Raw genomic sequence first — 18,686 nt, 5'->3', positions numbered from 1 at the left:
GCGTGATAGGGCGAAGTGGGCTTGGTTTTGGGCCCAGTTCCGGGCTTGACGGCGGCGCGGGTGACGCCGGCGCTCCGGGTGCGGGCCATGAATCGGCCTCCGGCACAGGGCTTGCTTTTCAACCCCTTGTCCCGGGCGGGATGGCTGGCAGTAGCCGTATCTGTCGGAAAGCCGTTCTCGCAACAGGTAAGTTTTTCCTGATGGCAGCCTGAAAGCCTGGGGGACCTTGCCCCCACAGCGCAGACCCCACGGCGTCGTGTCGGCACGTCTGTCGGCTCACGCAGCCCGCCCCGGTGGTGTTGCTGCAGCAAAGGGCGCATGCGCTCCAACCGAGGCTCCCAATGACCACTTCCGCCCAACGCGTCCCGGCCGATCCCAGCGGCGAGGTGTTCCGGCGGCTGGTCGACAGCGTCCACGATTACGCGATCTTCATGCTTTCGCCCGATGGCTACATCTCCTCGTGGAACCAAGGCGCACAGCGCATCAAAGGCTACAGCCCCTCGGAGGCCATCGGCCAGCATTTCTCCATGTTCTACGAGGCCTCTGCCATCGACTCCGGCTGGCCGCAGGAGGAGTTGCGCCGTGCGCTCGCCGAGGGCCGGTTCGAAGACGAAGGGTGGCGGCTCCGCAAGGACGGGACGCGCTTCTGGGCCAACGTCGTCATTTCGCCGCTGCGCGACGATGCGGGCGCGCTGCTGGGTTTCTCCAAGGTCACCCGGGACCTGACCGAACGCAGGAAGAACGAGCAGCGCGTGGCCGAGAGCGAGCGCCACCTGAGGCTGCTGGTGGAGAGCGTTCAGGACTATGCGATCTTCATGCTCGACCCACAGGGCATCGTCGCCAGCTGGAACCCCGGTGCGCAGCGCATCAAGGGGTACTCGGCCAGCGAGGTGATCGGCCGCCCGTTCTCCATCTTCTATCCGCAGGACGCGATCGACAGGCGGTGGCCGCAAGAGGAGCTTCGGCTGGCGCGGGAGCTCGGCCGCTTCGAGGACGAAGGCTGGCGCGTGCGCAAGGACGGGTCGCTGATCTGGGCCAATGTGGTCATCACCGCGGTACGCGACGAGCAGGGCGAGCTGGTCGGCTTTTCGAAGGTCACCCGCGACCTGACCGAACGTCGCCAGCACGAGCAGCAACTCAAGGAACGCGAAGAGCGACTGCGGCTCATCGTCGAAGGCGTGAAGGATCACGCGATGATCCTGCTGGACGAGGTGGGCATCATCCGCTCGTGGAACTCGGCGGCGCACGAGGTGCTGGGCTTCACGCAGGAAGAGGCGATCGGCCGGGATGTGGCGATGCTGTACCTGCCTGAAGACCGCGAAGCCGGCAAGCCCGAGGCCGAGCGCAGCGCGGCTGCACATGGCGGTGTCTACCAATCCGAAGGCTGGAAGAGCCGGGCCGACGGCAGCCGGCTGTGGGCCGACGTGACCATCAACGCCTTGCGCGACCCGGCGGGAAAGCTGCAGGGGTTCGTTCACATCCTGCGCGACATGACCGAGCAGCAGCGGGTCGCAGAGCTCGAGTCCGAGGGCAAGCGTGTCCTCGAATTCATCGCGATGCTTTCGCACGAGCTGCGCAACCCCCTGGCGCCRATCCAGAACGCCGTCAGCATCCTCAAGTCGCCGCTCGGTCAGCAACAGACCGAGCAGTGCGCCGACCTGATCGGCCGGCAGATCAACCACCTCACGCGGCTCGTCGACGACCTGCTCGATGTCAGCCGGATCACCACCGGCAAGATCGAGCTGCAGCGCGCCCCGCTGGAGATGAACACGCTCGTTCAGGTGGCCTTCGATTCGATGCGGGCGACGCTGGAAGGCTATGGCCACACCCACGAACTGAAGCTGGCGCCGCAGCCCGCCTTCATCAACGGCGACTCGGTGCGCCTGACCCAGGTGATCGTCAATCTGCTGACGAACGCTGCCAAGTACACACCGCAGAACGGTCACATCGAGTTGTGTGTGGCACGTGAGCGGGCCGTTGTCCGGATCGAGGTCAGCGACAACGGGATCGGGATGTCCGAGTCCTTGATGCAGCGCGCGTTCGACCCCTTCGTGCAGGGCCCTCGTTCGCTGGACCGGTCAGGCGGCGGCCTGGGGGTCGGCCTGACGCTGGTTCGCAAGATCGTCGATCTGCATGGCGGGACCGTGGTGGTGTCCAGTGCCGGCGCGGGCAAGGGGGCCCGGTTCACGATCACGCTGCCGCTGTCGCAACAGGCGTCACAGCCCGTCGATGGGGCGAGCGTGGTGGCGCACCCGGTCAAAGGCGGGAAGGTGCTGCTGGTCGACGACAACGAAGACGCGGCCAACAGCCTGGCGCTGCTGCTCCAGATGTCGGGTCAGGACGTGCTGCTGGCGCGCAGTGGCGCCGAAGCGCTGAGCATCGCTGAGCGCGAGCGGATCAGCACCGTGCTGCTGGACATCGGGCTGCCGGACATGTCCGGCTACGAAGTGGCGCGCCGGCTGCGGGCCTTGCCGTCGACGCGGCACCTGCGCCTGATCGCCACGACGGGCTACGGCCAGGAAAGCGACCGCAAGGCGACGGCCGAGGCGGGCTTCGACGAGCACCTGGTCAAGCCGGTGAACTACCACGACATCCTGCGCTTGATGGCTTAGGGGCGTGCCTTAGAAGCCTTGCAAGCGGCTAGGCGAAAACCATTGGCGATAGGCGCTGCGCAGTTCGGCCTGGGCGCGCGCTTCATCRCTGGCCCCGATGTCCTTGAGCGTGGCGGCGTCGAGGTCGCGGATCGATGGGGCAAACAGGTATTCGCTCAGGCGGTGGAGCCAGCTCGAAGCGGGAGGCGGGTTGAGTTGGCAGCTGGGGTTCAGCGAGGTGGTGGTCATGGCGTTCAGCAGCGGGGTGGAGGGTGTGCTGAAGCGTAGGGCGGACGCCTTGGAAACGGAATCGGCCAATTCAGGACACGCTGGAAAGCACAGCTGACCAGCAAATTCGCACCGTGCGCCGACGGTCTCTGCAACTACGAAGTCGCGTAGCGATGCGGGGCGGCTGCGGCGTCTGCGAAGACGAATGAGGTGGTGCAGGCTTACTCGCCGAGCTGCGAAATCGCCGCAGTCAGGTTGCGCCGGGCCTGCGCTTCAAGCTCATCGAACGCCACATCGGTTTCGTAGAGGCGTGGGCGCTGCAGAAAGCGCGCCAGCACCTCGCGGCGCTTGGTCCGGTACAACGCGCTCGGCACCCAGCCGTATTCCTGGCGAACGTCTTCGTCGTAGGCCGCGAAGCGTTCCGGCGAAGCGCCGAGCACCGCCAGGTCGATGTCGATCAGCAGCCGCTGGTCGGGCGTCATCGCCGGCGCGTCGTGGCAGGTGGCCATGATCAGTGCATGCACCCGCTCGGCCGCCTGGCCGTCGAGGCGCGCTTCGGTCATCGCCCGCACCGCCCACACGGCGCTCTGCAGTTCGTTGTCAGCTGACCGGGGCTGGTAGACCGCGTCGTGGTACCAGAGGGCCAGCGCCACTTCGCCGGGGTGCTCGGCCAGTTGCTGCCAGGCAACCCACCGGCCCAGGCATTCATGCAGGTGGCGCAGGTCGTGGTAGTGGCGTTGCGGTTCGCGCCAGGCTGCGAGCACGGCGGTCAGCTCGGGCACCGAGGCGTCGGCGCCGAGCAGCGTCCAGGTCTGGTGCCACAGCGGCAGCCAGTCGGCCATGTCGGTCGGTGGGTTCATCACTGCCACGGTACACCGATCGTGTGCAGCCCGTGGCGGCCCCGGTCACGCCGCGACCCGGATCACCGTCTTGCCAAAGGCTTGGCCTTCGGCATACCAGGCCAACGCGTCGGGCGCTTCGTCGAAACCAAACACGCGAGCGATGACCGGTCGAAGCAGGTGCAAGCCGATGACGCGCACTGCGCTGGCCAGTTGCGAGGTGCTGCCGGCCGCCACCGCGCGCAGCGCAGCACCGGAGCGGAACACGGCGTTCGCATCGATCATCGAATCGCCCGCGGCCATCGTGCCGATGAGGCCGATCTCGCCGCCAATGGCAATGGCGTTCAGCGACTGGGCCAGCGTGCCGCCGCCGCCCACCTCCACCACGCGCTGCACACCCGAGCCGCCGGTGAGCCGGCGCACTTCAGCGCCCCAGTCTGGCGTGCGGCGGTAGTTCACCACCTCGGCCGCTCCCAGCTCGCGCAGCTGGTCAGCCTTGTCGTCGCTAGAGGTCGTGGCGATCACCCGCGCGCCGGCGGCCTTGGCCAACATCAGCGCCAACAGCGACACCGCACCCGAGCCCAGCGTCAGCACGTTGTCGCCGGCCAGCAGCGGCCGGCTGCCGGTGAGGGCGTTTCAGGCCGTGACAGCGGCGCAGGGCAGGGCGGCAGCCTCTTCGTACGACAGGTGGGCGGGGATCTGCACCAGCGCTTCTTCGGGCAGCACGGCGTACTCGGTCAGCATGCCGTCGAGCGAGCCGCCCAGTTGCGCGGCGCGGTCGACGCCGAAGGGCCCGTCCTGCCAATACGGAAAGATCGAGGCCATCACGCGGTCACCGGTGCGGACACGCTGCACGCCGTCGCCCGAGGCCATCACTTCGCCGGCGCCGTCGCACAGCGCCACCGCCCCGGGCCGCACGGGCAGCGGGTAGCGGCCGTGCTTGAGGATGGCGATCTCGCGGTAGTTGAGCGAGGTGGCAACCATCCGCACCAGCACTTCTCTCGGCCCAGGCTTCGGGATCTCGCGGTGGCGAAGCTGCAGGCTGTCGAGGCCACCGCCGAGTGCGCTCAGGTGCCAGCTTTTCATGCTTGCCCCTTGGTGTAGCCACGGCCTTCGACAACGAGGCCGTCGCGCACGGTCATGATGTTCAGCCCCTTCTGGACCGTGTCGCCGATGCGGTATTCCCAGAAGATCAAGCCGCGCTCGCCCATCACCCAGACCTCCTGCAGCGTGAAGACGCCCTCGGTGTTGGCGGCGATGGCTTGCCAGCTGGCCAGGCAGGCGTCACGGCCGATCAGGTACAGGCCTTCGGGCGTCGGCTTGATCTGCTCGATCACGCAGTCGGGCGCGATCAGGTCGGGCAGCAGCGACGGGTCGTGTTCCAGGAAGGCGCGGTTGAAACGTTCCAGAACGTCGGCGGTGCCGGCCTGGTGCGACGGAGCTGAAAGCAAGGTGGTGTTCATGGGCCGCAGTTTGGTCAGCGCAGGGCTATCCGTCCAACGCATTGACGTCATACACTCAATGCATGAACGGCATTGAGCTTCCATCGACCTCGCGGCTGGACACACGCGACCTGCGCCTGATCGTGGCCCTGGCCGCGGCGCGCACCACTGCGGCGGCGGCCACGAGCCTGCACCTGACCCAGCCGGCTGTCAGCCGTGCGCTGCTGGGCGCCGAAAGTCGGCTCGGCGTGCGCTTGTTCGACCGCACGTCACGCGGCCTGGAGCCGACAGGCGCGGGCCGCATCGTGCTGGACAGTGCGCCGCGCCTGCTGGGTGAGTTGAGCGCGCTGGAGGCACAGCTGCGACACCCGGTCGTGCCACTGCAGCGGCTGAGGCTGGTCTGCGAGTGCTACACCGCCTACCACTGGATGCCGAGTGCGCTGCAAGCCTTGAAGGCCAGCTTGCCCACGTTGGAGCTGTCGATCGCCATCGAATGCACGGCCGATCCGATCGCGGCGTTGCTGGCCGATGAGATCGACGTGGCGCTGATCAGCGAGGCGCCTGTGTCCCGCAGCCGGCGTCTTGTCGACAGGCCCTTGTTCTCCGATGAGATCGTGTTCGTGATGGCGGCCTCGCATCGGCTGGCGTCACGCGGGGCGCTGACGCGGGCCGATCTGCAGGGTGTGTCGCTCTTCACCTCGCGCGCGCCGACGCGCGACATGGGCTGGTTCCTGAAGCCGCTGGCCGGCGCCAAGGGCGATCCGCCGTTGAACTACCAGGTTATTCCGCTGACGGAAGCGGTGGTGGACTTCGCGCGTGCCGGCTTGGGCGTGGGCGTGCTGTCCGAATGGGTGGCCGAGCCGCACCTGAGGCGCGGCGATGTGGTCGCACGTCGCCTGGCCTCAGGCCCGATCCGCCGCCCCTGGCGCCTGGTCTGGCGCAAAGAGGTGGAGAGCGCGGCGCTGTCGCTGCTGAAGGTGCTGCAGCAGGCGACGCCCCGAGTGCTGTCGCTGCCCCCGGCGCGTGCCGCGCGCGCGGCGAGGGCGTAGCGCGCGGACAGCTACGGTCTCAGCGAGACAGGCTGTTTGCCACCAGCTCGGCGATCTGCACAGCGTTGAGCGCCGCGCCCTTGCGCAGGTTGTCGTTCGAGACGAACAGCACCAGGCCATGCTCCACCGTCGGGTCGCGGCGGACGCGGCCGACGTAGCTCGGGTCCTTGCCGGCGGCTTCCAGCGGCGTCGGGATGTCGACCAGCGCCACGCCGGGGGCCGAGGCCAGCAGCTGCTTGGCGCGCTCCACGCTCAGCGGCCGCGAGAACTCGGCGTTCAGCGACAACGAGTGGCCCGCATACACCGGCACCCGCACGCAGGTGCCGGCCACCTTCAGGTTCGGCAGTTCGAGGATCTTGCGGCTCTCGTTGGTGAACTTGAGCTCTTCGTCGGTCCAGCCCTCGTCGCCCGCGTACGCGCCGGCAAACGGCAGCACGTTGAAGGCGATGTTGCGGGCGAACTTGCGGGGTGGCGGAAAGGCCAGCGCGCCGCCATCCATGGTCAGCGCCTCGGACTGCTCGGCCACCGCCTTGACCTCGGCTGCCAGCGCGTCGACACCCGCCTGGCCCCCGCCGGACACCGCCTGGTAGGTCGATGCGATCAGGCGGACCAGCCCGGCTTCGGCATCCAGTGGCTTCAGCACCGGCATCGCGGCCATCGTCGTGCAGTTCGGGTTGGCGATGATGCCCGTGGGCCGCCGGTGGATGGCGTGCGGGTTGACCTCGCTCACCACCAGCGGCACGTCAGGGTCCATGCGCCAGGCCGAGGAGTTGTCGATCACGACCGCGCCGGCCGCGGCGAACTTGGGCGCCAGCGCACGCGAGGTGTCCCCGCCGGCGGAGAAGATCACGATGTCCAGGCCGGTCGGGTCCGCCGTGGCGGCATCTTCGACCACGATCGTGTGCCCGTTCCATGCCAGCTGCTTGCCGGCCGAGCGGGCCGAGGCGAACAGCCGCAGCGACTCGACCGGGAAGCGCCGCTGCGCCAGGATGTTGCGCACGGTCTCTCCCACCACGCCGGTGGCGCCGACGATGCCGACCTTGAACCCCATGAATCCCTCCGTGAATCGAACCCGAAAGGGTCGACTTTAAGGTGGACTCGCTCGGGCCATCATCTGCAAGGGCAGACCGAGGCAGGCGCCCCACATCAGGTGGTCCGCCATCTGCGGCCAGAAGGCCAGTGCAGCCACGCTCGGAAAGAAGGTCGGGGCGATGACGCGCAGGTCGAGCAGGCCGATCGCTGCGGCCATCAACAGGGCCCAAGGCGCCGTATGCCGACGCGGCAGCAGGGCGCCGCCCACCAGCGTCCAGAATGCCGACACGGTGCCATGCACCAGCGCCGCGGCGGCAAAGAGCCAGGGCCGCGGTGAATCGGCCGGCAGCAGCATCGCGCCGGCGGCCCAGGTGGCTTCGCCGACGTCACCGCCGGTGTAGAGCGCCCACAGCGTCGAAGGTGCGCCGCTGAGCGCCGTGGCGGCCAGCCAGGCCCAGGCCAATTCGCGGAACGAAAACCGCAAGGTGACGGACATGGCCCTCGAACCGAGCCGACGCAGCGCGCCGGCAAGGTCCATGGTTCGCCCAGTTTCCTGGGCGAACGTGCCCACGTGGCTTAGATGAGGCCGTCCGCGAAGGTGCGGAGCTTGTCSGARCGGCTCGGRTGCTTGAGCTTGCGRATGGCCTTGGCTTCGATYTGGCGRATGCGYTCGCGSGTGACGTCGAACTGCTTGCCGACTTCWTCSAGCGTGTGGTCGSTSSWCATSTCGATRCCRAAGCGCATGCGCAKGACCTTGGCTTCACGCGCAGACAGGCCGTCAAGCAGCTCCGCGATGACCGCCCGCAGCCCGGACTGCATGGCTGCTTCCATCGGCGTCATGTTGTGGCTGTCTTCGAGGAAATCGCCCAGCGTCGTGTCGCCTTCGTCGCCGACCGGCGATTCGAGCGAAATCGGCTCTTTGGCGATCTTCATGATCTGCTTGATCTTCGCCTCGGGCATCTCCAGCTTCTCGGCCAGCGTCGCCAGATCCGGCTCGACGCCGAATTCCTGCAGGTGAGTGCGGTTGACCCGGTTCAGCTTGTTGATCGACTCGATCATGTGCACCGGCACGCGGATGGTCCGGGCCTGGTCGGCGATCGCACGGGTGATGGCCTGGCGGATCCACCACGTTGCGTAGGTCGAGAACTTGAAGCCGCGCCGGTATTCGAACTTGTCCACCGCCTTCATCAGGCCGACATTGCCCTCCTGGATGAGGTCCAGGAACTGCATGCCGCGGTTGACGTACTTCTTCGCGATGGAGATCACGAGCCGCAGGTTGGCTTCGATCATCTCCTTCTTCGCGTTGAGCGAGGCGCGTTCGCCCTCGTTCATCTTCTGATTGATGGCCTTCAGCTCGCTGAGCGGGATCACCGCCTTGGTTTGCAGGTCGATGAGCTTGGTCTGCAGTTCCTGCAGGGCAGCCACGTGACGGCCCACCGCCGCRCTGTAGGGCTTGCCCGCGGCGCCTTCTTCCAGAACCCAATTGAGGTTCAGCACATTGGGCGGGAAGTGCTCGATGAAATGCTCTTGCGGCATGCCGCAGCGGTCGACGGCTATGCGGCGGATCTCGCGCTCGTAGCGGCGAACACCGTCGACTTGGGCACGCAGCAGACCACACAGCTTGTCGATCGTCTTGACCGTGAAGCGGATCATCATCAGCTGGTCGCTGAGCGTGCGTTGAGCCGCGCTGTACTGCGTCGAGCCGTGGCCGTGCTTCTCGTACGCGACGCGCAGCTTGCCGAAGCTGACCCGCATCGCAGCGAACTTGTCGAGTGCCTGGGCCTTCAATTCTTCGAGGCGGCGCGTCATCGCGCGGCTGCCGCCATTGCCGTCGTCATCGTCCTCGCTGTCGTCGAACGAGTCGGTGTCTTCTTCGGCGACGTAGTCGTCGGCCTCGCCGGCCACGACGAAGCCGTCAACGACCTCAGAAATGGTCAGCTCGCCAGTGGCGATCTTGTCGGCGTAGGTCAGGATCTCGGCCACCACCAGCGGCGACGACGAGACGGCCAGCATCATGGCCTGCATCCCGCCTTCGATCCGCTTGGCGATTTCGATTTCGCCTTCGCGGGTCAGCAACTCGAACAGGCCCATGTCGCGCATGTACATGCGCACCGGGTCGGTCGTGCGGCCGAATTCGGAATCGACAGTCGACAGCGCGGCTTCGGCGGCTTCCTCGGCTTCTTCGTCAGACGTCGCCGTGCCGGCGCCACCGGCGACCAGCAGGGTCGCGGTATCCGGCGCTTGTTCGTAGACCGCGATGCCCATGTCATTGAGCATCTTCACGGTCGCTTCGATCACCTCGGAGTCGACCAGCTTCTCGGGCAGGTGATCGTTGATCTCCTGCTGGACCAGGAAGCCGCGCGTCTTGCCCATCTTGACCAGCGCCTTCAGGTCGCTGCGGCGCTTGGCGGCTTCTTCTTCGGTCAGCGTCGTCACGTCCAGGCCGAACTCGCGGATCAGCGCGCGTTCCTTGGACTTCGGCACCTTCATCCGCAGCGGCTTGACCTTGACGCTTTCGCCCGTCGTCTCGGCGGGGGCAGCCACTTCGGCACCTTCGTCGCCGGCGGTCAGGTCTTCGATCTCGGCTTCGATGAAGTCATCTTCCAGCGGGATCGGCGCAGCCTTCGCCTTGCCCTTCGCTTTCACCGGGGCCGCGGCTGCGGGAGTGGGCTTGGTCGCACGCTTGGCTGGTGCCGCAGCGGCGGTTTTCTTGGCAGGCGCCGCGCGAACGGCAGTCGACTTTTCGGACATTCGATTCCTAGGAGATGGAAAGCAGTGGGCGTCACTTACCTTCGGTGCATCGGCTGGTGGACTTGAACACCGCCTTACCAAGCATGTGGCGGAGTACCCAATCAAATCTGCCCACAGTCATTATTTGGGGACCATGGGCCGGATTGAAAGTTAAGGGCCTTGACGCCAACCCTTCCGCCAACAACCGCACAACAAGAAAAGCCCGCAACCATGTTGTTGGCAGCGGGCTTCGGTCTTCCGGACGTGACCCGGCGGATCACGACGGTCTCGCACACTGGGTTACGGGTTCCCGCGGGTCCGCCCAATGGTGCGGTCGGTTCAAGTGCAGCAGAAGCTTGTATTATACCCGGTTTCCCTGGGCACGTCAACGCGCAGCTGGGAAGAAGTCGCCGGGAGGGCGGCAGCTGTCCGGCGGGGCGATGGGCAGTGCTTGGCCAGTGCTGCACTATGAATCCAAGGCGCTGCCGAAGACGGGCAATTTGCAGGCCGGCTGATCGCGGTCATCGGTGGCTTCCCGACCCTGAGTCGCGCCCAACCAGGCCTCGAGTGCGTGAGCGGTCTGTGGGCGCGCCAAGCCGAAGCCCTGGTACAGGTCACAGCCCAGTTGCATCAGCCGCTCGTGTTCGGCGCCTCGCTCGACGCCCTCGGCGACCACCAGCATGCCCAGCGAGTGCGCCACGCGCAGCATCGCCTCGACCATCAACGCGTTGTCCTGGTCGGCCTCGATCCCGGCGACGAACATGCGATCGATCTTCAGCTTGCGGCAGCGGATGCGACGCAGGTACGCCAGCGAGCTGTAGCCGGTGCCGAAGTCGTCGATCGCCAGCGCATAGCCCATGGACTGCAAGCGCACGAGGATCGAGTCCGGGTTGTTCAGGTCGTCGAACAGCACCGATTCGGTCAGCTCGAACTCCACCTCATCGGGCCGCAGTTGCAAGGTCGCCAGCTGCTGGAGGAAGCGGCGGCGGTCCTCTTCACGCCGCAGCTGCTGCGACGAGATGTTCAGCGCCACCGGCACGGCTGGCAAGCCCTTGCTGCGCCACGTGTCGATGTCGAGCCGGGCCTGGCGCATGCACGCCAGCCCCAGGTCGACGATCAGGCCCGATTCCTCGGCAATCGGAATGAACTCCGCTGGGCCGATGGCGCCCCGAACCGGATGGGTCCATCGCGCCAGCGCCTCGACGCTGCGCAGCACACCGGCGTTGTCGAAGATCGGTTGGTAAGCCAGCGTCAGGCCTTGGGTCGCGATGGCCTCGCGCAGATCGACCTGCAGGCGAGCCCGCTCGCGCAGCCCCTCGCCCAAGGCGGGTGTGTAGTCAATGAATGCGTTCTTGCCGTTGCGCTTCGCCTCGTACAGCGCCACGTCGCTGCATTGCATCGCCTCGGCGGCGGTCTTCGCGTCGGCCGGAAGCCGCGACATGCCGATCGAGACCTTGATCGACAGCTGCGTGCCGGCGATACAGGCACCGGGCAGCCTGGCGATCATCTCGCGCGCCACGCGTCGGCCGGTCTCTTCGCAGCGAGGGCCGGTCAGCAACACTGCGAACTCGTCGCCGCCCAGACGCGCGACCATGTCGTCTTCGCGCACCAGGGCCCGTAACTGGGTGGCCACGGTCCTGAGCGCATCGTCCCCGGTGGCGTGGCCGCATGTGTCGTTGATCTGCTTGAAGTCATCGACATCCAGACACAGCAGCATCACCGGCAGGCCATGGTCACGCGCGCCCTTGGCCGCCAGCTCGAGCGCGTTGGAAAAGCTTGCCCGGTTCGCCAGCCCCGTCAGCGCGTCGTGGTGGGCCAGGTAGCGCGTTCGCTCTTCGGCGTCGCGCACGGCCGCCCGCATGCGGCGCGAGATGAGTTGGGTGAACGTCGTCGCGCCGAGCATCACCACCAGCACCGCTGCCACGAGTGAGCCTAGCGTCGACCACAGCTCGCCGCGATCGGCCGAGATCTGCAACCTGGCCACCTCGGCGTCATTGGCGAGGACGGGCACCGTCACCCGGATCTGGCCGCCATACCGCTGCAACCAGCTGCGCAAGGCGTTGTCTCGCTTGTAGGTCGCCAGTGCGGTGCCGTCCGGCCGCAGCAGCTGGACCGCGGCAACATCGGCCACGCCGCGAAACGCATGCAGCGAGTCGGTCGCATCTCGCGCGCTGTCGAAGATCGCGGCCGCGCTGACCGAGTGGGCCACGATGCCGGCGTGGATGCGCAGCGCGCGCTCGTGGCTGTGATCGAGGTAGATGTACTCCACCACCGTCAGCAGGGCGGCGGTCAACAGCATGGCGAGGGTCAGCGATCGCACCTCCGAGCCGGAGCGCGATCGGCGCCAGGGTCCCTGTTGGCGGGGGGCTGAGTGTTCAAGTGCCATGGTCAGTCTTGCTGTACGAACCGCGCCAGCCGCAGCAGGCGCGTGTCGATGTCCAGGCCGTCTTCTCTGGCGGCCTTGAGGTTGACGTCGAAGACGACGCGGCCCAGTTCAATCTCGACGTTGACCATCACGTCGTCTTTCAGACCACCGGGCACGTCGCCGACACGAAGCAGGCCCTGTCGAYGCTGGGCCATCGGCGAGTGTTCGTTCGCACCGACCAGTGCCACGTTGCACTGCTTCGATGGATCGTTCGCACCACGCCGAAGCTGCAGCCGATGGCCATTGATCATCTGGCCGTCCTGGCGTGCGATCGCGGCTGCCAGCGGGTGGTCTTCGGCCAGGCACATGATGAGCGTCTGGCCAGGCTGAAGCACGGCCGCCGGCCATTGCGCAAACAGCAAGGCGCGAACGATGACCTTGGCCTTCAGCTCCTGCGCGGGCACGTCGGCACGAACGGCGGGGTTAACGCCGGCGAGGCCGCCAAGCGCAGCCACCCAGCACCACCTGCGCAGCGCAAGGACTCTCGTCATCCGTTTCACTACACCCCGTGTCACGGCTAGAACTGCCCCCGCCACTCGAGCGTCAGCGAGCGCCCCTGGCGCGGCACGCGCAGCAGGTCGTTGTTGCTCGACGCCGGGTCGTAGGTCTTGCTGTCGGCCACGTTGCGCACGATCAAGGCGATCGTCTGGCCGGGCGCGACCACGCGGCGCAGCAAGGCGTCGGCCGTGGCGAACGAGGCCACGTCGGCGCGCTGGCCGTCACGCTGCGCCATTGCCAGCCACTGCACACCGATCGACCAGTTGTCGTCGAGCGGGCCGAGCAGGTGGCCCTTGAACAGCCAGTGCGGCGAGTTGAACGATGCGGCGCGTTTGCTCGACATGTCAGCCAGGCTCAGGCTCGCGCGCCATTGCCAGCCACCGGGCTCGCGGTGCTCCACATCCAGATCGACGCCACGCAACAGCGCACTGGAGACGTTCTCATAGCGAGAGAGTTCGTCGTCCAGCGGCACGAAGTCGATCAGGTCGTCCATCCGATAGACATAGCCGCCGAGCGACATGCGGGTGGCTTCGCCGATCGAGCGCTCCCAGGCCAGCTCGATGGTCGTGATGCGTTCCGGGTGAAGCGTGGGGTTGGCGACCTGTGTGACGCCGCCGTCCTCGTAGTAGCGTTCGCTGAGGTTGGGGGCGCGGAAGGCGCGTCCCAGCATCAGCTTGAGCGCTTCGAACGGACCGGCGCGGTGAACCAGCGCAAGCCGGGGCGAGACCTCGATGTCGAAGGTGTCGACCTTGTCGGCACGCAGCCCGAACGTCAGTGACGTGCGTTCGGAAAGACGGTACTGGTCCTGCGCATACAGGCCCCACTGCGTCAGCTGGTCATCTCGATCGAGGTAGGTGGCGGCCGGCTCCACGTCTTCATTGCGCTGCAGGCCGCGAAAGACCCGGCGCAGCTCGACACCGGCCGAAAGGCTGTGGTTGATCCAGCCGCGCCATTGGGCACGCGCGTCGAAGCCGGCCCAGCGCGAATCGGCGATGTCGCGGTTGATGTAGTGGCTGCCATCTTCCGCTTCAGTGACGTAGTCGCCTTGGAAGCCCGCGCGTGAGAGGTTCACCCGGGCCTTGAGCCGCCAGTCGGACTGCCATGGCCCGTCGTAGGCCAGCTCGCCGTAGGTGTACCGGTCGTGGTAGCGGGTGCCGGGTGCACCCGGCACCGTGGCGTACTCGGCGGTCGCGACGTCCTTGTCGCGCTCTTGTGCCACGAATGTGCCTCGCCATGAGCCGCTGCGGGCCTTGGCCAGCAGCGAGGTGTAGCGCGTTCCATCGAGGCCAGAGATTGTGCCGCCCGGCAGCGAATCGCTCGCCAGCTCGGGCAGGTGCAGGGTTTCGCCGGTGAGGTGGTGGTGCGTCAGCCCGATGAAGACGTCCGTATCGCCTTGGGACCAGCCGTACTGGCCTGTCAGGCGCGTGCTGCCGGCACGCTCGATCCCGGCCTTGAGGCCGAAGCCGGGCTCGTCGGCTCCGTCGACAGTGACCACGTTGGCCACCCCGAGCAGGGCGTTGCCGCCGTACACCGACGACGCCGGGCCGTTGATCAGCTCGAGCCGCTTGACCCAGTCGGCAATGATCGGGAATTCGAACTCCGGCAGGGCCTGGTCGTACAGCGCGTCGTTGACCCGGTAGCCATCGATCGTCATCAGGATGCGGGCGTTGTAGTCGCCGGGGCGGTTGAACCCGCGCAGGCCGACGGCCGAGTAGCTGCGTGACGTCGTCACGTACGTGCCCGGCAGGCGCTCCAGCATGTCGGCCAGGGTCACATGCCCCAGCCCGGCTGAGGTATCGCGGCCGATCACGCTGATGACCGCCGGTGCGTCGAGGGCACTTTCCGCATAGCGCGAAGCTCCCTCGACCTGCGTGTTCAACAGGGCGTCCAGCTCGTTCGTCGGGTCAGGTTGCTGGCCGTGGGCCAGGGTCGGCAAGACCACCGCCAGGGCCCATACCCTGGCCGCGCCGGGCACGGTCCGGCCACGCCGCAGCAGCGTGAGAAGGGCGAAAGGCGTCACTCGGGTCATCCGGGCCCTATCGTCTGGCAGGGCGGTGACTTGAGGAACGGCCCCACCGAGACGCGCGATTGCGACGATTTCAGCCGGTTGGCCGCGCGTGAAACTCTCTGGCAGAAATCACTGGGTGAAATTCACCGGCGGCGCACGACCGGCGCGGCGGGACTCAGCCGCAAGGGACGCTGTCCTCAGTTCAATTCGCCCAGGTCCGTGACGACGTTGCTCAGCAGTTCGTCCAGGATGTTCAGCAGCTGCCGAGTGACGATCGGTTTGGGCAGGAACGCGTGGGCGCCCAGGCGCATCGCCTCGCTGACCTGCTCCTGGTCGGCCGAGGCGGACAGCACGATCACCGGCACGTCTCGGGTCGCTGGGTCTGAACGCATGCCTTCAAGCACCGCGAGTCCGCTGATGTCCGGCAGCCGCAGATCCAGCAACACGAGATCGGGCTGGCGAAGTTTGGAGGCCGCCAGGCCGGACAACCCGTTGCGGCTGACCTCCAAAGAGATTTGCGGCCGCAGGGCCACCATCGCGCTGATGACGTCGACGTTGTTGCCGTTGTCCTCGATCAGCAAGACCTTGCGTGCCTGGTATGCACGCACCTGTTTGTCGTCGGCGGTGGCGGTGGGCTGCTCCGTCGGAGCGTCGGTGGTGGGCAGCGTGATCGAAAACGTCGTGCCCTGGCCGCCCTGGCTGCGCACCTGCACTTCGCCGTTCATGCGCTCGACCAGCAGCTTGGTGATGTACAGCCCGATCCCCGCGCCGGGCACGTTCGAGTTCTCGCGGCCGAGCCGATCGAAGGGCTTGAACAGACGCGGCAGCTGGGCGGCCGACATGCCGAAGCCGGTGTCGGCAATGTCGATCGTCACGCGGCCCGGCGTCTCGCAGCTGGTGTGGATCGACACAGATCCCCCCGGCCGGTTGTACTTGATCGCGTTGGACAGCAGGTTGATCAGCACCTGGCGCAGCCGCGTGACGTCGGCCAGCACGTTGACGGGGATGTCGCAACTGAGATGCTTGTCGATGCGGATGCCGCGCTTCTGGGCATCGCTTTCGACCATCGCGATGGCGCTGGCGAGCAGCGACGGCAGGTGCAAGGGGGCATTGGTCAGCACGACGGCACCGGCTTCAACCCGCGACAGGTCGAGCACATCGTCGATCAGCTGCAGCAGGTGCCAGCCGGCTTCCTGCATCTGCTTGAGCCAACCGAGGTGCTTCTCGGTGAAGGGCAGGCTGCGGTCGAGATGCAGAAGCTGCGCAAAGCCCAGCACGGCGTTCAACGGCGTGCGCAGCTCGTGGCTCATGCGCGAAAGGAACTCGGTCTTGGCTTTGTTCGCGGCCTCGGCCACCGCCCGCGCCTGCTGCGCTTCTTCCAGGCGCAATTGCTCGCTCAGGTCCTCGACCAGCGAGACGATGACGTCGGGCTGACCTTCCTCGCGGTCGCGCAGCATGGTGGCGGTGATGCGCACCTGCAGCTCCTGCCCATCGGCCCTGATGTAGCGCTTGACGTAGCGGTACTGCGAGCCCCGGGTCTGGGCCAGTGCCGCGCGTCGAGCCTGGTCTTCCAGCGCGTCCTCGGCGGGGGTGATGTCGAGCACGTTCATGCTGCGCAGCTCCTGCTCGGTGTAGCCGAGCAGCTCGCAATAGCAGGCGTTGGGTTGCAGGATCGTCCCGTCCTGGCTGACGAACACCACGCCGACGGGCACCTTGTCGAACAGCAGCTTGAACTGCTGTTCGGTGGAGCGCAGCGCCGACTCCGACAACTCGTTTTCGCTGCGCAGCTCCAGCACCTGGCGCGTGCGTTGTCGCACGGTCAGCTCGACTTCGCGTGCACGGCCCGTCAGCAGCAGCAGCAAGGCGCCCAGCAGTGAGCAAGCCACCATGCCGGAAGCGGCAAACACCCACGCGGTGCCGCCGTCGGAACGCAGCCCTGCGCCGTAGATGGCGGCGTCGGCCGTGGGCACGATGCGCAGCTCCCACTGCCTGGCCGCAAACGCGATCGACGTCGAGAAGACGCGAGGCCCACCGGGGCTCTGGGCCGCGCAGCGCGGGCTGCCTGCCAGCATGTCGCCGGCGCGGACCTGGTCCAGCAGGCAGTACTCCAGCGATTGCGGCAGCTTGGCCGTCATGTTCGCCAGCGCGTCGCCCATGCGCAAAGTGGCGAAGGCCACGCCTTGCTGTTGCCCGGGCACGCCGCGTACGCGCTGGTAAACGACCACCCCTATCTGAACGCCGGATTCCTGCGTCAACCGGAACGACCCGGTCGCCACTGGCGCACCCGATTGCAAGGTCTGCAGAAGTGCCTTGCGCGGTTCGCTGATCGACAGCGAGTTGACGCCGAGCGCCTTGCCATTGCGGTTCACCGGCTCGATGAAGCGCACCGACAGAAAGAAGGTGTCCTGGGTCGCGATCTCGGGCTCGCGGAGGAAGGGATGAAACGGCCGGCCATCCTGCGCAGAAATGGCGGCTGCGCGGGCCTGCAGGCTCTCGCGATCGATCTGCTCGAGAAACCCCAGGGCCTGCAAGGACGGCAGGCTGCGCAGCCAAGGTTCGGCCGCCCGCTCGAACACCTGCCGCGACACCGGTTGATCGCCTTCGAACACGCCGTGCATCGCCGTCAAGGCGTCCAGGTGCCGCTGCAGGTGGGCCTCGATCGAGCTGGCGGCGTTCGTCACGTCGCGATCGAAGGCCGCGACGGCGCGCTGTTCTTCCCAACGGTTGACTTGCTCGGTCGCCCAGCCCAGCAGCAGCGTGGCGCACACCAGCGGCGCCGCCACGGTGGCACGCCGGGAGTGCCAGATCCGCCGCGGCAGGCCGATCATCGTCAGCGTGACCGGTGCCCCGACCAAGGCGCCGAAGGCGTCACCGCTGTACCAGATCCACCAGTTCAGGGCCAGGGCCCCGAAGGTGCCGCCATCGCTGGCCAGTTCACCGATGGGGCGGAAGTAGGCGATGGCGGCGTTGGCAACCGTCGCGCTGACCATCGACCCGACGATGCAGCCGGCCAGGCAGAAGATGGCAATCTCTTTCGGGCGCGTCAGACGCGGATGCTTGCCGATCGTGGCCTTGAGCAGGCGTGCCCCGGCCAGGGCCTGCAGGCTGGCGCCGAGTGCGAACATGAAGGCGAGCCCGGGCACAGGCTGACCGTTCAGCCAGTACGCACCGAGATTGGCCACCAGCGAGCCAAGAAAGACGCCGAAGCCCGCACACGAGCCGAACCTCAGCACGCAGGCCAGGGCGATGCCGGCGGCCGGGAAGACCGGTGCCGCGAATGTCCCCGGCTTGACCACTGACATGGCCAGCGCCGCGACACAAAAATAGGCCAGCGCAGTGCCGGCCGCGACCCGAGCGCCCTTCAGAAAGTCACTGTCCCGGCGAGTGTCGATGGTTCACTCCTGCGCCGACCTGCTGCGCACCAACGAGCTCAACTCCCTGGGCAGGACGACCGTGCTGCCGTGAACCGTAGTTTGCGTCCGGCCTGGGTTCAGCGCCATATGGCGAACACGGATGACGCCGACCCCGGAAAAGCATCAGTGCCTCCGGGTGGCGTTGACCGTCTACACCAAGGTCACGGATTCGCCCGAACGAAGGTGGGCGAGCGTGCGTCTTCGAGCCACAGCGTTTGCTTGGGCGCTGGTGCCGACAGATCCAGCGTGTAGAGGTTGAACGTGGGTGTGTCGATCAACGGCACGTGCTTCACCTCATAGACGATCGTGTGGTCATCCAGCCACTCGATCTGATCGTCCACCGAGTTGGGCACTTCCAGCACCCGTTCCTTCAGCGTCGCCAGCTCCAGGATGGCAGGCGCCCACGAGGTGGCATTCACCCGGCGCTTGAA

At 66.9% G+C, this 18,686-nt stretch carries 15 protein-coding genes; 2 read left to right on the top strand and 13 right to left on the bottom strand.

Annotation, left to right across the window (positions count from 1 at the left end; translation table 11 throughout):
• The first annotated feature begins 341 nt into the window (after positions 1-341).
• Positions 342-2,612, top strand: a complete 2,271-nt coding sequence (locus AC1DYI_RS09770; protein ID WP_477203906.1) for a PAS domain S-box protein — start codon at positions 342-344, stop codon at positions 2,610-2,612.
• A gap of 9 nt (positions 2,613-2,621) precedes the next feature.
• Here AC1DYI_RS09770 and AC1DYI_RS09765 read toward each other — a convergent pair whose 3' ends face one another.
• The 5 genes from AC1DYI_RS09765 to AC1DYI_RS09745 form a co-directional block, all read right to left on the bottom strand.
• Positions 2,622-2,840 (bottom strand): hypothetical protein, encoded by a 219-nt coding sequence (locus AC1DYI_RS09765; RefSeq protein WP_477203905.1) that lies wholly within the window; start codon positions 2,838-2,840, stop codon positions 2,622-2,624.
• A 200-nt stretch (positions 2,841-3,040) separates the two neighbouring features.
• Complete coding sequence (locus AC1DYI_RS09760; protein WP_477203904.1) at positions 3,041-3,679, bottom strand: HD domain-containing protein; 639 nt, start codon at positions 3,677-3,679, stop codon at positions 3,041-3,043.
• Positions 3,680-3,724: 45 nt separating this feature from the next.
• Positions 3,725-4,252, bottom strand: coding sequence for a zinc-binding dehydrogenase (locus AC1DYI_RS09755; protein WP_477203903.1), 528 nt, complete (start codon positions 4,250-4,252; stop codon positions 3,725-3,727).
• 42 nt (positions 4,253-4,294) lie between these two features.
• A complete protein-coding gene (locus tag AC1DYI_RS09750) occupies positions 4,295-4,744 on the bottom strand; it encodes an alcohol dehydrogenase catalytic domain-containing protein (protein ID WP_477203902.1) in 450 nt (149 codons plus the stop codon).
• Positions 4,741-5,121 (bottom strand): nuclear transport factor 2 family protein, encoded by a 381-nt coding sequence (locus AC1DYI_RS09745; RefSeq protein ID WP_477203901.1) that lies wholly within the window; start codon positions 5,119-5,121, stop codon positions 4,741-4,743. The genes AC1DYI_RS09750 and AC1DYI_RS09745 overlap by 4 nt, the downstream gene beginning before the upstream one ends.
• Before the next feature lie 62 nt (positions 5,122-5,183).
• On the opposite strand from AC1DYI_RS09745, the gene AC1DYI_RS09740 reads away from it, so the two are divergent.
• The gene (locus AC1DYI_RS09740) at positions 5,184-6,149 is read left to right on the top strand and encodes a LysR family transcriptional regulator (RefSeq protein ID WP_477203900.1); all 966 of its coding nucleotides are present in this window, start codon (positions 5,184-5,186) and stop codon (positions 6,147-6,149) included.
• Positions 6,150-6,168: 19 nt separating this feature from the next.
• Here the strand turns inward: AC1DYI_RS09740 and AC1DYI_RS09735 are convergent, their stop codons facing one another.
• From AC1DYI_RS09735 to AC1DYI_RS09700, 8 genes are all read right to left on the bottom strand, one after another.
• The gene (locus AC1DYI_RS09735) at positions 6,169-7,200 is read right to left on the bottom strand and encodes an aspartate-semialdehyde dehydrogenase (RefSeq protein WP_477203899.1); all 1,032 of its coding nucleotides are present in this window, start codon (positions 7,198-7,200) and stop codon (positions 6,169-6,171) included.
• A gap of 36 nt (positions 7,201-7,236) precedes the next feature.
• Positions 7,237-7,677: a hypothetical protein gene (locus AC1DYI_RS09730; protein ID WP_477203898.1), complete on the bottom strand. Its 441-nt coding sequence runs from the start codon at positions 7,675-7,677 to the stop codon at positions 7,237-7,239.
• Between the two features lie 80 nt (positions 7,678-7,757).
• On the bottom strand, positions 7,758-9,932 hold the full coding sequence (gene rpoD, locus AC1DYI_RS09725) for an RNA polymerase sigma factor RpoD (protein WP_477203897.1): 2,175 nt from the start codon (positions 9,930-9,932) through the stop codon (positions 7,758-7,760).
• Between the two features lie 445 nt (positions 9,933-10,377).
• Positions 10,378-12,210 (bottom strand): putative bifunctional diguanylate cyclase/phosphodiesterase, encoded by a 1,833-nt coding sequence (locus AC1DYI_RS09720; RefSeq protein ID WP_477203896.1) that lies wholly within the window; start codon positions 12,208-12,210, stop codon positions 10,378-10,380.
• 89 nt (positions 12,211-12,299) lie between these two features.
• Positions 12,300-12,791, bottom strand: coding sequence for a YfiR family protein (locus AC1DYI_RS09715; protein WP_477203895.1), 492 nt, complete (start codon positions 12,789-12,791; stop codon positions 12,300-12,302).
• A 62-nt stretch (positions 12,792-12,853) separates the two neighbouring features.
• A complete protein-coding gene (locus AC1DYI_RS09710; protein ID WP_477203894.1) occupies positions 12,854-14,854 on the bottom strand; it encodes a TonB-dependent receptor plug domain-containing protein in 2,001 nt (666 codons plus the stop codon).
• A gap of 185 nt (positions 14,855-15,039) precedes the next feature.
• Positions 15,040-18,174 carry an ATP-binding protein gene (locus AC1DYI_RS09705; RefSeq protein ID WP_477203907.1) on the bottom strand — a complete coding sequence of 1,045 codons (3,135 nt, stop codon included), beginning with the start codon at positions 18,172-18,174 and terminating at the stop codon, positions 15,040-15,042.
• A gap of 242 nt (positions 18,175-18,416) precedes the next feature.
• Positions 18,417-18,686: hypothetical protein (locus AC1DYI_RS09700; protein ID WP_477203893.1), on the bottom strand; the 270-nt coding region annotated here is incomplete at its 5' end.

It is taken from the genome of Ideonella sp. P3_A4 (assembly GCF_056403075.1).
The sequence above is the reverse complement of the archived record's forward strand: the minus strand, read 5'-3'. Positions and strand labels throughout refer to the sequence as shown.

Excerpts from the sequence above, each read along its gene's own strand:
- AC1DYI_RS09760 (WP_477203904.1), bottom strand. The coding sequence starts at position 3,679 with ATGAACCCACCGACCGACATGGCCGACTGGCTGCCGCTGTGGCACCAG.
- AC1DYI_RS09750 (WP_477203902.1), bottom strand. The coding sequence starts at position 4,744 with ATGAAAAGCTGGCACCTGAGCGCACTCGGCGGTGGCCTCGACAGCCTG.
- AC1DYI_RS09745 (WP_477203901.1), bottom strand. The coding sequence starts at position 5,121 with ATGAACACCACCTTGCTTTCAGCTCCGTCGCACCAGGCCGGCACCGCC.
- AC1DYI_RS09740 (WP_477203900.1), top strand. The coding sequence starts at position 5,184 with ATGAACGGCATTGAGCTTCCATCGACCTCGCGGCTGGACACACGCGAC.
- AC1DYI_RS09735 (WP_477203899.1), bottom strand. The coding sequence starts at position 7,200 with ATGGGGTTCAAGGTCGGCATCGTCGGCGCCACCGGCGTGGTGGGAGAG.
- AC1DYI_RS09730 (WP_477203898.1), bottom strand. The coding sequence starts at position 7,677 with ATGTCCGTCACCTTGCGGTTTTCGTTCCGCGAATTGGCCTGGGCCTGG.
- AC1DYI_RS09720 (WP_477203896.1), bottom strand. The coding sequence starts at position 12,210 with ATGCTGTTGACCGCCGCCCTGCTGACGGTGGTGGAGTACATCTACCTC.